This is a genomic window from Caulobacter sp. GW821-FHT10C03 (assembly GCF_059415485.1).
This window is the reverse complement of the sequence record NZ_JBWKNI010000001.1, coordinates 259,270-272,776: the sequence shown is the minus strand read 5'-3', so window position 1 is coordinate 272,776 and position 13,507 is coordinate 259,270. Positions and strand designations below refer to the sequence as shown.

The 13,507-nt window shown below is 69.9% G+C and carries 13 protein-coding genes; 8 read left to right on the top strand and 5 right to left on the bottom strand.

All coding sequences use genetic code 11. From position 1 onward, the window contains the following. Positions 1–146 precede the first annotated feature (146 nt). Positions 147–1,646 carry a bifunctional aminoglycoside phosphotransferase/ATP-binding protein gene (locus AC07NG_RS01295; RefSeq protein WP_492855306.1) on the bottom strand — a complete coding sequence of 500 codons (1,500 nt, stop codon included), beginning with the start codon at positions 1,644–1,646 and terminating at the stop codon, positions 147–149. A gap of 147 nt (positions 1,647–1,793) precedes the next feature. On the opposite strand from AC07NG_RS01295, the gene AC07NG_RS01290 reads away from it, so the two are divergent. Both AC07NG_RS01290 and AC07NG_RS01285 read left to right on the top strand, forming a co-directional pair. Next, positions 1,794–2,414 (top strand): TetR/AcrR family transcriptional regulator, encoded by a 621-nt coding sequence (locus AC07NG_RS01290; RefSeq protein ID WP_492855077.1) that lies wholly within the window; start codon positions 1,794–1,796, stop codon positions 2,412–2,414. Between the two features lie 90 nt (positions 2,415–2,504). Continuing rightward, positions 2,505–3,608 (top strand): lysozyme inhibitor LprI family protein, encoded by a 1,104-nt coding sequence (locus AC07NG_RS01285; RefSeq protein WP_494591659.1) that lies wholly within the window; start codon positions 2,505–2,507, stop codon positions 3,606–3,608. A gap of 7 nt (positions 3,609–3,615) precedes the next feature. Here AC07NG_RS01285 and pdxH read toward each other — a convergent pair whose 3' ends face one another. Then, positions 3,616–4,284, bottom strand: a complete 669-nt coding sequence (pdxH, locus tag AC07NG_RS01280) for a pyridoxamine 5'-phosphate oxidase (protein WP_494591656.1) — start codon at positions 4,282–4,284, stop codon at positions 3,616–3,618. Between the two features lie 35 nt (positions 4,285–4,319). Here pdxH and AC07NG_RS01275 point away from each other — a divergent pair, with 35 nt between their 5' ends. Both AC07NG_RS01275 and AC07NG_RS01270 read left to right on the top strand, forming a co-directional pair. Then, the gene (locus tag AC07NG_RS01275; protein ID WP_494591654.1) at positions 4,320–4,697 is read left to right on the top strand and encodes a hypothetical protein; all 378 of its coding nucleotides are present in this window, start codon (positions 4,320–4,322) and stop codon (positions 4,695–4,697) included. Positions 4,698–4,750: 53 nt separating this feature from the next. Further along, on the top strand, positions 4,751–5,458 hold the full coding sequence (locus AC07NG_RS01270) for a DnaJ domain-containing protein (protein ID WP_494591652.1): 708 nt from the start codon (positions 4,751–4,753) through the stop codon (positions 5,456–5,458). A 3-nt stretch (positions 5,459–5,461) separates the two neighbouring features. Here the strand turns inward: AC07NG_RS01270 and AC07NG_RS01265 are convergent, their stop codons facing one another. Further along, positions 5,462–6,391, bottom strand: coding sequence for a DUF2268 domain-containing putative Zn-dependent protease (locus AC07NG_RS01265; RefSeq protein ID WP_494591650.1), 930 nt, complete (start codon positions 6,389–6,391; stop codon positions 5,462–5,464). Positions 6,392–6,539: 148 nt separating this feature from the next. Here AC07NG_RS01265 and AC07NG_RS01260 point away from each other — a divergent pair, with 148 nt between their 5' ends. The 4 genes from AC07NG_RS01260 (at position 6,540) to AC07NG_RS01245 (ending at position 11,158) form a co-directional block, all read left to right on the top strand. Further along, positions 6,540–6,956 (top strand): organic hydroperoxide resistance protein, encoded by a 417-nt coding sequence (locus AC07NG_RS01260; RefSeq protein WP_110118053.1) that lies wholly within the window; start codon positions 6,540–6,542, stop codon positions 6,954–6,956. Next, positions 6,953–7,417, top strand: coding sequence for a MarR family winged helix-turn-helix transcriptional regulator (locus tag AC07NG_RS01255; protein ID WP_494591648.1), 465 nt, complete (start codon positions 6,953–6,955; stop codon positions 7,415–7,417). The genes AC07NG_RS01260 and AC07NG_RS01255 overlap by 4 nt, the downstream gene beginning before the upstream one ends. A gap of 199 nt (positions 7,418–7,616) precedes the next feature. Then, the gene (locus AC07NG_RS01250) at positions 7,617–9,257 is read left to right on the top strand and encodes an NAD(P)/FAD-dependent oxidoreductase (protein WP_494591646.1); all 1,641 of its coding nucleotides are present in this window, start codon (positions 7,617–7,619) and stop codon (positions 9,255–9,257) included. A gap of 347 nt (positions 9,258–9,604) precedes the next feature. Further along, the gene (locus AC07NG_RS01245; RefSeq protein WP_494591644.1) at positions 9,605–11,158 is read left to right on the top strand and encodes an ATP-binding protein; all 1,554 of its coding nucleotides are present in this window, start codon (positions 9,605–9,607) and stop codon (positions 11,156–11,158) included. On the opposite strand, the gene AC07NG_RS01240 is transcribed toward AC07NG_RS01245, so the two are convergent. Both AC07NG_RS01240 and ahpF read right to left on the bottom strand, forming a co-directional pair. Further along, entirely contained in the window at positions 11,155–11,751 is a 597-nt protein-coding gene (locus tag AC07NG_RS01240; protein WP_494591642.1) for a hypothetical protein, read from the bottom strand. The genes AC07NG_RS01245 and AC07NG_RS01240 overlap by 4 nt on opposite strands. Before the next feature lie 135 nt (positions 11,752–11,886). Then, complete coding sequence (ahpF, locus tag AC07NG_RS01235; RefSeq protein WP_494591640.1) at positions 11,887–13,467, bottom strand: alkyl hydroperoxide reductase subunit F; 1,581 nt, start codon at positions 13,465–13,467, stop codon at positions 11,887–11,889. Positions 13,468–13,507 lie beyond the last annotated feature (40 nt).

The window sequence follows — 13,507 nt, the reverse complement described above, 5'->3', positions numbered from 1 at the left end:
GTGGCGGCCGAAGGCCGACGGATGAGGGGTCTCTCAGAACTGAAAGGCCTCACCCGGCACGACCGCTGTCGCGGCGGATCTTTCTGAGAGACCCCTCACCCGACCTCCCTTCGGGAGGCCACCCTCTCCCGCAAGGGGAGAGGGAGTTAGCCCATCTGCTCCGCCAGGGCCCGGGCCTCGTCCTCGAATGCGCTGACCGTGTCGACCCGACGCCAGTCGATCTCCCCCGTATCGCGCACCAGCTGGCTTTCCAGCACGGCGACGTCGGCGTCGGAGGCGTCGTTGACGCGGGCGGCGACGCGGGCGCGGAGGACTTCGGCCGGGGCTTCCAGCCAGACGCCCTGGAAGGCGACGTCGAGCTTCTTGGCGAGCGCCTCGGCGCGGGCGCGCTGCTCGGGCTTGATGAAGACGGCGTCGACCACCACCGAGCGGCCTGCCCTCAGCACCAGTTCGGCGTCGCGGAACAGCTCGTCATAGACCTTGTCGCTGACCTCGGCGGTATAGGCCTCCTTGGGCAGGCGCTGCAGGGTGGGCGCGTTCCACAGACGCTTGCGGATCTCGTCGGTGCGCAGCACCACCGCCCCGGGAGCCGCGCCCAGGCCCGGCGCGCAGACGCGGGCGAAGGTCGACTTGCCCGAACCCGACAGGCCGCCGGTGGCCACCAGGCTGACCGGCTTGGGCGCCAGGTGCTCGATGGCCGTGGCCAGGTAGGCGCGCGCGGCCTCGTCGTCGCCGGTATAGGCCCAGACGTGGGTGCGCACGGCGGCGCGGACGCTGAGCATCAGCGGCAGGGCGGCCAGGCCCGTCCACAGGCCCTCGCCGAAAGTCCGTGCGGCCTCGTCGAGATAGGCGTTCAGCACCCGGCCGGCGGCGTCGCGGCGGCGGCGGAAGTCCAGGTCCATCAGCAGGAAGGCCAGATCGTACTGCACGTCGATGTCCGACAGGGCGTCGTTGAACTCGATGCAGTCGAAGAGGATCGGCTTGCCGTCCTCGATCAGGATGTTCCCAAGGTGCAGGTCGCCGTGGCAGTGACGGGCAAAGCCCTCGGCCGCGCGGGCGTCGAGCTGCGGACCCAGGCGCTTGAGAGCCAGGTCCGTCTCCTCGACCAACCGCTCGACGGCCTGGGCGCCCAGGCGAGGCGCCAGGCCCCGCAGCAGGTTGGCGTTGGAGGCGATGGTGTAGCCGAGGGCCGAGACGCCGCCGCCCTGCGGGCGCAGCGCGGCGCCGGCGTGGAACTGGGCGATGGTGCGGCCCAGCGATTCCTCCAGGGCGTCGTCGATGGCCCAGGGCTGGGAGGCCAGCACGGCCTCGCCGTCGAAGCGGCGCATCTCGAGCGCGTACTCGACGACCTCGCCCTGGCCGTCGATCTCGATCCCGCCGTCGGCTGACCGGGTCAGCTGGCGCACGGCGCGATAGATGTCGGGGGCGGCGGCGCGGTTGAAGGAAAGCTCGCGCTGCAGCGACCAGCGGCGCAGCTCCAGGGTCGAATAGTCGAGGAAGCCGAAATCGACCGGCCGCTTCACCTTGAAGGCGGACTCGCCCACCAGGAACACCCGAGCGCACGAGGTCTCGATCGTCTGGTCGGCCTTCGCGCCGAGCCAGGCCGCGATTTCCGTTTCGCGCGCCGCTTCCGCGTCCTTGATCACGCCGTCCAACCTCGTCTTCGCCCGCCCCGATCGGCGGCGCCGGGGCGTCCCATAGCGCAAAGTTCGCTGCAAGTCCTCGCGGACGCTTGCTACATCTACTTAGACGATAGTAGCGTTTGATAACCACAGTCTGATGTTGAGGCCACCATGCTCATCGGCTCCGGCCTGAAGCGCTCCGAGCACAAGAAGGCCGAGATCCTGGCGGCGGCGCGCGAGATCTTCCTCAAGGAAGGCTACGCCGACGCAGGCATGGAATCGGTAGCCCGCGCCGCGGGCGTCTCGACCGCCACGCTCTATGCCTACTTCCCAAGCAAGGCCGAGCTGTTCCGCACCGTCGTCGTCGACAGCGTACGGAGCATGGCCGAGCCGGTGCGTGAAAGCACCAATGCGGTCGGCGACGCCCGAGCGCGGCTCACCGCCCTCTCCCGCGCCTACGCCACCTTCTTCGCCACGCCGGAGACGCGGGCGATGTTCCGGATGGTGACCGCCGAGCGACGGCGGTTCGAGGGGGTGGCCGACCACTTCCTGGGCGCGGCCCGCGAGTCGCTGGGCGGGGCGGCCATCCAGGTGGTCAAGGAGCTGACCGCGTCCGGCGACCTCAAGGTCGACAAGCCATCGTGGGCGGCCGGCCAGCTGATGGGCATGCTCGACCACGCCACCCTGGTGCTGGGCCTGTCGGCCGGCGACGACGTGCAGCCCGACCGGCCGGTGAACCAGATCGCAGAGGACGCGGTCGAGACCTTCCTGGCGCGATACGCGACCAAGTAGGGTCCCCATGACGAACGCCCGTCGTCGCCTTAGGCTGGCGGTGACGGCGGCGCGTTACGCGCGCCGTCCTGGGGGCTGGAGGGGGAAGCCATGCCTATGAGGATCGCGATCGCCGGGGCCGTGGCCCTGGCCGCGCTGGCGCTGTGCGGGTTCGCCGCCCAGGACGGCTATTTCGGCGAGCCGGACGGCCGCAATTACGGCGATCCGCAGTTCGCCAGGAGTCAGGCCCTGTGCCGGGCCGTGCGCGACCGCGCCCTGCCGCCACAGGACGTTCCCGACGCGGCGACCGCCCGGGCGCTGAAGGGCTGCTCGTCCGAGGCGCTTTACTACGGGATCGGCATGGCGGCCGATCCGGCCAAGGCCCGCCAGTGCGCCATCCTGGAAATGAAGACCGGCGAAGAGCCGTACGAGCCGTTCGCCGGCGCCGGCATGCTGATGACCATCTACGCCAACGGCCGGGGCGCGAAGAAGGATCTCGACCTGGCGGTGCACATGGCCTGCGCCACCTGGGGCGCGCCGGTCGACAATGACAACCTGGTGCAGGCGCTGGACGTCCGTCGCAGGGGCGGACCAGCGGACGAGCCCTTCGATTACTGCCGCGACGTGGTTCCCGGCTCGTCCAACGTCTCCGCGCCGGTTTGCCTGGCGCACGAGGCGCGGCAGGCGCAGCCGGTGCGCGCCGCGAAGCTGGCGGCGCTGACGCGGGGCTTCTCGCCGGCGGCCCGAAAGGCCTACGCGGCGCTGAACGCGGCCGAGGCGCGGTTCGTCGAGGTGCGGCAGGCCAACGAGGCCCCGCCGGGCGCCATGAACCGGGGCGTTCCGCTGCGGATCTCCGAAGACGCCCATGACGTCCATGTCGAGCAGCTGTCGGGCGCGGCCCGCGTCACGGGCGTGGGCGAGCACCGCGACTACGACAGCAGTCTCAACCGCGTGTACGCCGTGGCCATGGGCGAGCTTCCGCCCCGGGGGCCGGGACAGCTCGGCGAGATCACCCGCGAGGGCGTGCGCGAGACCGAGCGGGCCTGGATCGCCTATCGCGACGCCTGGCTGGCCTTCGCCCCGGTCGCCTGGCCAAAGGCCTCGACCGAAGCGCTGGCGGCGCGGTTGACGCGCGATCGGGTCGGCCAGCTGGCCTGCATCCTGGCCGACCACGACATCGACCCGAACTACGCAGAGCGCTGCTCGGGTTACTGACCTGATGTCAGGGGAACAGGCGCTTGGTCGTCCAGGCGCCGTCGACGCGGTCGTAGACCAGACGTTCGTGCAGACGGAACGGGCGGTCGCGCCAGAACTCGATGACCTGGGGCAGGATGCGGAAGCCCGACCAGTGCGGCGGACGCGGCACCTTACCGATCAGGCCGTGCTTGAGGCCCATCTCGGCCACGCGGCGCTCCAGCGCCAGGCGGTCAGGCAGCGGCCGCGACTGGTCGCTGGCCCAGGCGCCCAGCTGGCTGTGGCGGGCGCGGCTGGCGAAATAGGCGTCGGCCTCGGCCTCGCTGACTGGCTCGACGACGCCGCGCACCCGCACCTGGCGGCGCAGCGACTTCCAGTGGAACAGCAGCGCGGCCTTGGGATTGGCCGCCAGCTCCACGCCCTTGGCGCTTTCCAGGTTGGTGTAGAAGACGAAGCCGCGGCTATCGACCTCCTTGAGCAGCACCATGCGCGAGTCGGGCATGCCGTCGGCGTCTACCGTCGAGACGGTCATGGCGTTGGGATCGTTGGGCTCGGACTTGCCGGCCTCGGCCAGCCACTCGCCGAACAGGTGGATCGGATCGCCCTCCGGCAGCAGCGGCGGCGGGGTCGCGGTGGTCACCTGGGAGACGTAGTCGTCCTCGCTGGGCGAGGCGGGGATCAGCGGCGCTTCGGTCATGGCTCTGGATATAGGCCCGCGCGCGGCCGGGGGCCATGCTTGACCTGGGTCTGCTCGCCCCTCAGTTTCGCCGCATGACGCTAGCAACCCGCGCCCGCCTCGCCTGGATCCCGTTCATGCTCTGGATCGCGATCAGCGCCTTCTGGCTCGTCGACAGGCTGCGGACAAGGCCGCCGGAGGGTCTGCTCGACTGGTTGAGCTGCATCCTGATCTATGGCGGCGCCTTCGTCGCCGGCGTGTACGCGGCGATGCAGGATGTAAAGCGCTGGGCGCTGAGGGCGCGGACCGAGGGTCCCTCCACCCACGTGCCCATCACCTGGCACAAACGCAGCGGTTCCTGGCTGGTCATCGGCATGGTCACCGTGATGGTCGTGATGTTCGGCAGCCTGGCGCTGATCGCCGCACGGAGCTGACCGAAAGTCTTAACTTAACCCGGCGTTGACCAAGTCCGCGCGAGGGTCGCGGCATGACCGTCGCCTCGGCCCCTTCCCTGTCCCTTTCCGCCGCCCGCGCCATTCTGGGCGTCGCGCCCGGCGCCGACGAGCGCGAGCTGCGCGCGGCCTACCGCGAGGCCGCCAAGCGCGCCCACCCGGACCGTCCGGGCGGCGACGCGGTCCTGTTCCGCGACGTGCTGGCGGCCTATCGCATGCTGCAGGGCGTGGATGCGCCCGCGCCCATGGGCTTTCCCCCCGCCACCGTCGAGACCCCGGCCATGCCGAGCCAGGCCTGCCTGGACATCGACGCGGCCTTCGCCTTTTCCGGCGGCGCGCTGGAGGCCCTGATCGGCGATCGCCGCCTGCGCCTGACCCTGCCCGCGGGCCTTCGCCAGCGCGACACCGTGCGCGTCGGCGACACCCTGCTGACCGTGCGCATCAAGGCCGATCCCGCCGCCCTGGTGCGCAGCCACGACCTGTGGCTGACCGTGCAGCTGGACGCCCAGGTCCTGGCCGAAGGCGGCCGCGTGGAGCTGGACACCGTCATCGGCCCGCGCACCGTGTGGATCTCGACCAAGGCCGCCGAGCGGGGCCTCGTGCGCCTCAACGGCCAGGGCCTGCCCGCCCGCGGCGCCCATCCGGCCGGCGACCTCTTCCTGCGCCTGGAGCGCACCGGAACCGTGCACGAAAGCGCCGCCCGCTCGCAGCTGAAGCGCTTCGCCGCCGCCTGGGCGGCCTGACCCTCACTCAAGCGTCATGCCAGGCGTCCAGCCGCTGGCGGCCAGGAAGGCGTGGGCGTCCGAGACCGTGAGGATCTCGCGCAGCGCCGCCTGCTTGTCCGGGGCCTTGTCGTAATAGGCCTTGGCGATGCGGTAGCCGACCCAGTAGCCGAGGTCGGCGGGCTTCTCGAGCGTGGAATTGTAGAACCAGGCCGACAGGTCGGTCTTGTCGAGATCGGCGGCGAAGGCGGTCTCGATCTCGCGCTCGCGGCCCTTGGTCAGCGGCCCGAAATAGACATAGGCCGGGCGGCCCAGCAGCAGCGCGGTGACGAACTCGGCCCCGCCCTCGACGAGGGCGCTTTCCAGCACGGTCGGCTGCTGCTTCTCGGTCAGCAGCGGGTTCTGCTGGGCGTGGGCATATTCGTGGATCAGCACGCCGACGAAGCGGCTTTCGACGTCGGGATCGATGAAGTCGACGGTGCACAGCGCCTCCAGACCCACCTGCACGCCGGTGACCGGACTGCCGATGGCGATCGGCTTGCCGCGGCCGACGGCGAGCGTCACCGACGGGACGCGCGCTTGCGGATAGAGGACCGCGAATCTGGCCAGGGCCGTATCGACCCGGCCCTTCACCCGCGGCAGGGTCGCGGCGCAGTCGCGGGCGCGGCTGTAGAGCTCGGGCCGGGCGGCGATGGTCTCGGCCAGGCGGGTCGCGGTCGTGCGGCGGGCCTCGAAGAAGGTCCGCAGGCCCGGCGAGCCGGCGTCGATGTAGCGGCTCTGCAGCTGCTCGGCGCTGGGCCGGCCGCCGGTCTCGTCATAGAGGCGGTAGAAGAGATCGACGTCGGCGGTGTCGAGCGTCGCCCTCCCCGTTTGCGTCGAGGTCGGCTGCGCCCAGGCGGGGCTGGCCAGCGCGACGGCGGCCGCCAGGCCCGCCTTCAGAAACCAGGATCCCATGCGCCCCTCCCCCGTCTTTCGAGAGGGCGAGGCTGACCCGCGCCGGCGGCCAAAATCAAGCGCGCGAAAAAATCGACGGTGTCGCTCTTGTTTTTATATCGTGCACGATTAAATCGTACTCACTAATTCAATCGCAGGAGCGAACCCGATGAGCACTCTCTACCAAACCCGCGCCACGGCCACCGGCGGTCGCGAAGGCGGCGTCCGCAGCGCCGACGGCCTGCTGGACGTGCGCCTGGCCATGCCCAAGGCCCTGGGCGGCAAGGAAGACGGCACCAATCCCGAGCAGCTGTTCGCGGCCGGCTACGCCGCCTGCTTCCAGAGCGCCATGGCCTTCGTGGCCCGCCAGCAGAAGATCCCGCTGACCGGCTCGACCGTCACCGGCGTCGTCGGCCTGGCCGCGCAAGAAGTCGGCTTCAAGCTCGAGGTCGCCCTGGAAGTCGAGACCCAAGGCCTTTCGCAGGAAGCCGCCGAAGCCCTGGTTGCCACGGCGCACCAGGTCTGCCCCTATTCCAACGCCACCCGCGGCAACATCGACGTCGCCCTCAGCGTAAAGGCCGCATGAGTTCCGAAACGGACATATCCAAGCAAGAGACGCTTCAGAATGGGGCGGTCGAGGTCTTGCGCCTCGACCGCCAGCTCTGCTTCGCGCTGTACAGCGCCGCCAACCGGGTGACGCGGCTCTACCGGCCGCTGCTCGACGCGCTGGGCATCACCTATCCGCAGTACCTGGCCCTGCTGGTGCTGTGGGAGAAGAGCCCGCGCACGGTGGGCGAGGTGGGCGAGGCGCTGGACCTGGAGTCCAGCACCCTCACCCCCCTGCTCAAGCGCCTGGAGACCGCCGGCCTGATCGCCCGCGGCCGCGACCCGCAGGACGAGCGGCGGGTGATCGTGTCGCTGACCGAAGCGGGCGACGCCATGCGCGACAAGGCGCTGGAGGTGGCCGAGCAGTTCTTCTGCAAGCTGGACACCCCGCTGCCGGAGCTGGTGGAGCTGCGCGAGCGGCTGAAGCGGCTGGCGGTTTAGAACGCGTACTCCTCCCTTCCCCCTTGATGGGGGAAGGGTCGGGGATGGGGGTGACCTGCTGAGCCGGCGGCCGTGCGCGGCTTCAACCGCGGCAGCCACCCCCACCCCTGCCCCTCCCCCATCAAGGGGGAGGGAAGCGCCCTATCCCGACGGGAGGGAATGATGGAAATGCGGCCCCCAACCCGCTAAACCCGCGCTTATGCTGCGTCTTTCCGAACTTAAGCTGCCCCTGGACCATCCGCCGGAGGCCATGGCTCCGGCCATTTGCGCGCGCCTGGGGATCGATCCGGCCGACCTGCTGGACGTCAGGCTGTGGCGGCGGGCCCATGACGCGCGCAAGAAGTCGGCGATCCTGATGATCTACACGGTCGATGTCGCCCTGCGCGACGAGGCCGCCGTGCTGGCGCGCTTCGCCGCCGACCACCAGGTGCGGCCGACGCCCGACACCGACTACCGCTTCCCCGCCCGCGCGCCGGAAGGCTTCGACGGCCCGCGCCCGGTGGTGATCGGGGCCGGTCCCTGCGGCCTGTTCGCTGGCCTGATCCTGGCCCAGATGGGTTTCAAGCCGATCATCCTCGACCGCGGCAAGGTGGTGCGCGAGCGCACCAAGGACACCTGGGCCCTGTGGCGCAAGAGCGAGCTGAACCCGGAGTCCAACGTCCAGTTCGGCGAGGGGGGCGCTGGCACCTTCTCGGACGGCAAGCTCTACAGCCAGATCAAGGATCCGCGCTTCCTGGGCCGCAAGGTGCTGGAGGAGTTCGTCGCCGCCGGCGCGCCGGAAGAGATCCTGACCGAGGCCCACCCGCACATCGGCACCTTCCGCCTGGTGCACATGGTCGAGAACATCCGCGCGCTGATCGAGAGCCTGGGCGGCGAATATCGCTGGCAGCATCGGGTCGAGGATTTCGAGATCGAGACCGGGCAGGACGGCGCGCGCAAACTCAAGGGCCTGCGCCTGTCGACCGGCGAGTATCTGGAGACCGAGCACGTGGTGCTGGCCGTGGGGCACAGCGCGCGCGACACCTTCCAGACCCTGCACGAGCGCGGCGTCCACATCGAGGCCAAGCCGTTCTCGATCGGGGTGCGCATCGAGCACCCGCAGTCGTGGATGGACAAGGCGCGCTTCGGGGCCTGCGCCGGCCATCCGGACCTGGGGGCGGCCGACTACAGCCTGTCGCATCACTGTTCGAACGGCCGCACGGTCTACAGCTTCTGCATGTGCCCGGGCGGCACGGTGGTGGCGGCGACCTCGGAGCCGAACCGGGTCGTGACCAACGGCATGAGCCAGTATTCGCGCAACGAGCGCAACGCCAACTCCGGCTTCGTCGTGGCCATCGATCCCGAGCGCGACTATCCGGGCCATCCGCTGGCCGGCATCGAGTTCCAGCGCAAGTGGGAGTCCCTGGCCTTCACCGCCGGCGGCGGCGACTACAAGGCCCCGGCCCAGAAGGTCGGCGACTTCCTGGCCGGCCGGGCTTCGGAGGCGCTGGGCGAGGTCTCGCCGTCCTACAAGCCGGGGATCCGGATGACGGACCTCTCCGAATGCCTGCCGCCGTTCGTGCTGGAGGCCATGCGCGAGGCCCTGCCCGTCTTCGGCCGCCAGATCGCCGGCTACGACCACCCGGACGTGCTGATGACCGGCGTCGAGACCCGCACCTCCTCGCCGATCCGCATCACCCGCGGCAAGGACGGCCAGAGCCTCAATACCGCCGGCCTGTTCCCGGCCGGTGAAGGCGCGGGCTACGCCGGGGGGATCCTGTCGGCGGGCGTGGACGGCATCAAGATCGCCGAAGCGGTGGCCGCGGCCTACGTGGCGCGAGGGTGGGCGACGGAGGCGTAAGGCTGGCTCGATCCTTCTCCCCTTGCGGGAGAAGGTGGCGGCCGAAGGCCGACGGATGAGGGGTCTCTCAGATGGGAAACGCATCACCCAGCCTGGCCGCCGCACGCGGTTTCAAGTTCTGAGAGACCCCTCACCCGACCTCGCTCCGCGAGGCCACCCTCTCCCGCAAGGGGAGAGGGATTCAGCCGCCCCTCGATCAAATACCAATGGTCGTCAATAATTCTCGCAAAAGAAGAATTATTCGCGACACTCTCTTTTCGCGAAAATTCCACCGAAATCATCGATATCGGAATTTAACCTTGTTGCGCTAGGCTGAACTCTAGTCGGCGTTATCGGGGATTTCGATCGTGACCCAGGCCTCAGGCCGCGAAGCCTTGCTCGTGGACGCCAGTTCGTTCTTCGAGGTCTCGCTCGACCTGCTGGTCATACGCGACCTGCAAGGCACGGTGCTGAAGGCCAGCCGGTCCTGGCAGACCAAGCTGGGGCACAGCCCCGAGGACATGGAAGGCCGGCCCCTGCTGCGCCTCGTCCATCCCGAAGACATGCCCGGCACCCAGGACAGCGTGGTCGAGGTCGAGACCCGGCGCGACGGCGATCCCGTCCTCGGCTTCATCAACCGCTATCGCCACGCCGACGGCCACTACCGCACGCTGGAATGGCGGGCCCAGCGGGCCGGCGACCGCATCTACGGCGTGGCCCGCGACGTCACCGACCGGGTCGCGGCCGAGCGCCACCTGCTGGAGGCGAAAATGGCCGCGGAGGCGGCCAACAGGGCCAAGTCCGACTTCCTGGCCAATATCAGCCACGAGATCCGCACGCCGCTGAACGGCGTCATCGGCATCATCGACGCCCTGTCGCGCACGACGCTCAGCCCCGAGCAGGCCGAGATGGTCGGGCTGGTGCGCGATTCCGGCGCGACGCTGGAGCGGCTGGTGTCCGACTTTCTCGACGTCTCCAAGATCGAGGCCGGCCAGCTGCAGCTGGAGAACCGCTCGTTCAACCTCGACCAGGCGCTGCGCCCCGGCGTCGAGGTGCTGCGCCGACGGGCGCAGGAGAAGGGCCTGACCTTCACGATCGAGCGCCCGGCCCTCACCGGCGGCCGGCACCTGGGCGACGGCATGCGTCTGAGCCAGGTGCTCAACAACCTGCTGTCGAACGCCATCAAGTTCACCGACGAGGGCGGGGTGACCCTGCGCGTCGGCTCCGAGGAGATCGCCGGCGAGACCCGCCTGACCTTCGAGATCGAGGACACCGGCATCGGCTTCGAGGCCGACCAGGCCGGGGGCCTGTTCAACCGCTTCAGCCAGGCCGACCAGTCGATCAGCCGCCGGTTCGGCGGCACGGGCCTGGGGCTGTCGATCTGCCGCTCGCTGGTCGAGATGATGGGCGGCGAGATCTCGGCGACGTCGCGGCCCGGCGTCGGCAGCCGCTTCGTCGTCACGCTCAGCCTGCCCCGCCTGCAGGAGGCCGTCGAAGCCGACGCCGACGTCGATCCCGTCCCGCCCGAGCCGATCGCCCTGCCCGACCAGCCGCTGCGCGTGCTGCTGGTCGAGGACCACCCCACCAACCAGCGTGTCGCCCAGCTGATCCTGGCCTCGCAAGGCGCCCAGGTGGTGACCGTCGAGGACGGGCTGGAGGCGATCGCCGCCTTCGGGGACGGCGCGTTCGACGTGGTGCTGATGGACATGCAGATGCCGCGCATGGACGGCCTGACCGCCACCCGGGCCATCCGCGCCCTGGAGGCCGAACGCGGCGCGACGCGCACGCCGATCGTCATGCTCAGCGCCAACGCCCTGATGAAGCACCGCCACGAAGCCCTCGACGCCGGCGCCGACCTGCACGTCTCCAAGCCGATCACCGCCGCCAACCTGCTGGCGGGGATCCAGGCCGCGGTGGCCTAGCGCAGGAGCGAGGCCGGGGCGTCGACGGGGACCACGGCCGCGCGGCCGGTCCTGGCGTCGACCAGCACGTCGTGAGGTCCGCGCACGTCCTGGTTCGTCCGCGTCTGCAGGCGCCAGACGCGCCCCTCCCGCTTCGGTTCGCTGGCGGTGTACGGCATGTCGGACAGGCGAAGCGTGTTGAAGGCGATACCTTCGGCGGCCTCGGCATCGGCGTCGCGTAGACGGACCTCCCAGGCCAGCATCTCGGGATGCAGCGCGGCCCAGGTGATGGGCGCGCAGCCGTACCAGTCGCAGCTGCTGGCCTCGGCGATCATCGGCGCGGGGATCGTCAGGGCCAGGAAGGCGGCCGCATAGGCCATGCGGCGACGCCAGATCCAGAACGCGGCGCCGGCAAGGCCCGCCACCCCGGTCACGACCGTCAGGATCGACAGCACGGCCCAGGTGTTGAAGACGTCGCTGCGGGTGGCGATGTACCAGAGGTAGTCGACGCCGCCCTGGACGCGGAACAGCGCCCCAACGGCCACAAGGGCGGCCACGGGAGCAAACAGCACCCAGCCGACGATTCTGGCCCACGTCCCGCGCTTGATCTTCACCGGCCGCCCTCCCCCCGACGCCATGCCCGGAAAGACTAGAGCAACCGCGCAGGTTGACCAGCCCCGCCCTCCACAAGCGAAAAGGCCCGGACGATCGCTCGTCCGGGCCTTCGTCGTTTCAGTCCGCAAGGCCGATCAGGCCGCTTCGGCCTGCTCCGCGGGAAGGCGGATCAGGTAGTCGAAGGCCGACAGCGAGGCCTTGGCGCCCTCGCCCATGGCGATGATGATCTGCTTGTACGGCGTGGTGGTGGCGTCGCCGGCCGCGAAGACGCCCGGCATCGAGGTCTCGCCGCGATAGTCGACCTCGATCTCGCCGCGATTGCTCAGGGCGACGTTCGAATCCTTCAGCCACTCGGTGTTGGGCACCAGGCCGATCTGCACGAACACGCCTTCCAGGTCGACGCGGTGGGCCGTGTCGTGGTTGCGGTCCTTGTAGGACAGGCCGCTGACCTTGGCGCCGTCGCCGTGAATCTCGGTGGTCATGGCCGAGGTGACGATGGCGACGTTGGGCAGGCTGGCGAGCTTGCGTTGCAGCACGGCGTCGGCGCGCAGCTGGCTGTCGTACTCGATCAGGGTGACGTGGGCGACGATGCCGGCCAGGTCGATGGCCGCCTCGACGCCGCTGTTGCCGCCGCCGATCACCGCCACGCGCTTGCCCTTGAACAGCGGGCCGTCGCAGTGCGGGCAATAGGCAACGCCCTTGTTCTTGTACTCGGCTTCGCCGGGCACGTTGACGTTCCGCCAGCGGGCGCCGGTGGACAGGATCACGGTGCGCGACTTCAGGCTTGCGCCGTTCTCGAGCTTGACCTCGATCAGGCCGCCCGGGGTCTTGGGCGCCACCAGGCCGACGGCCTTCTGCAGGTTCATCACGTCGACGTCGTACTGCTTGACGTGCTGTTCCAGCGCCGTGGCCAGCTTGGGGCCTTCGGTGTGCTGCACCGAGATGAAGTTCTCGATGGCCATGGTGTCGAGCACCTGGCCGCCGAAGCGCTCGGCCGCCACGCCGGTGCGGATGCCCTTTCGGGCGGCGTAGACGGCCGCGGCCGCGCCGGCGGGACCACCGCCGATGACCAGCACCTCGAAGGCGTCCTTGGTCTTGATCTTCTCGGCGGCGCGGGCTTCGGCGCCGGTGTCGAGCTTGGCCAGGATCTGCTCGACCTCCATGCGGCCCTGGCCGAACGGCTGGCCGTTCAGCAGGATGGTCGGCACGGCCATGACCTGGCGCTGCTCGACTTCCGCCTGGAACAAGGCGCCGTCGATGGCGACGTGGCGGATGCGGGGGTTCAGGGCGCTCATGGTGTTCAGCGCCTGCACCACGTCGGGGCAGTTCTGGCAGGACTGCGAGAAATAGGTCTCGAAGCTGTAGTCGCCGTCCAGGCCCTTGATGCGCTCGATCACCTCGGCGTCGAGGCGCGGCGGGTGGCCGCCGACGTGCAGCAGGGCCAGCACCAGCGAGGTGAACTCGTGGCCCAGCGGCAGGCCGGCGAAGCGGACATCGGCGTCGCCAGCCGCGCGGGTGATGGCGAAGGACGGCTTGCGGGCGTCGTCGCCGGCCAGGTTCAGGCTGACCTTGTCGGAGGTCGAGGCCACGTCCTCCAGCAGGGAGAGCATGTCCTTCGAACCCTTGTCGTCGCCGAGGGAGGCGACCAGTTCGATCGGCTGGCGCAGGTTCTGCAGGTAGGTGGTCAACTGGGTCTTCAGACCGGCGTCCAGCATGGCGCGCTCCCAAAAGGCTAGGGGGAGGAAAAGGCAGGCG

Coding starts and splice junctions, on each gene's coding strand:
- AC07NG_RS01265 (WP_494591650.1), bottom strand. CDS start 6,391: ATGGGATCCTGGTTTCTGAAGGCGGGCCTGGCGGCCGCCGTCGCGCTG.
- AC07NG_RS01260 (WP_110118053.1), top strand. CDS start 6,540: ATGAGCACTCTCTACCAAACCCGCGCCACGGCCACCGGCGGTCGCGAA.
- AC07NG_RS01290 (WP_492855077.1), top strand. CDS start 1,794: ATGCTCATCGGCTCCGGCCTGAAGCGCTCCGAGCACAAGAAGGCCGAG.
- AC07NG_RS01270 (WP_494591652.1), top strand. CDS start 4,751: ATGACCGTCGCCTCGGCCCCTTCCCTGTCCCTTTCCGCCGCCCGCGCC.
- AC07NG_RS01275 (WP_494591654.1), top strand. CDS start 4,320: ATGCTTGACCTGGGTCTGCTCGCCCCTCAGTTTCGCCGCATGACGCTA.
- AC07NG_RS01250 (WP_494591646.1), top strand. CDS start 7,617: ATGCTGCGTCTTTCCGAACTTAAGCTGCCCCTGGACCATCCGCCGGAG.
- ahpF (WP_494591640.1), bottom strand. CDS start 13,467: ATGCTGGACGCCGGTCTGAAGACCCAGTTGACCACCTACCTGCAGAAC.
- AC07NG_RS01255 (WP_494591648.1), top strand. CDS start 6,953: ATGAGTTCCGAAACGGACATATCCAAGCAAGAGACGCTTCAGAATGGG.
- AC07NG_RS01285 (WP_494591659.1), top strand. CDS start 2,505: ATGCCTATGAGGATCGCGATCGCCGGGGCCGTGGCCCTGGCCGCGCTG.
- pdxH (WP_494591656.1), bottom strand. CDS start 4,284: ATGACCGAAGCGCCGCTGATCCCCGCCTCGCCCAGCGAGGACGACTAC.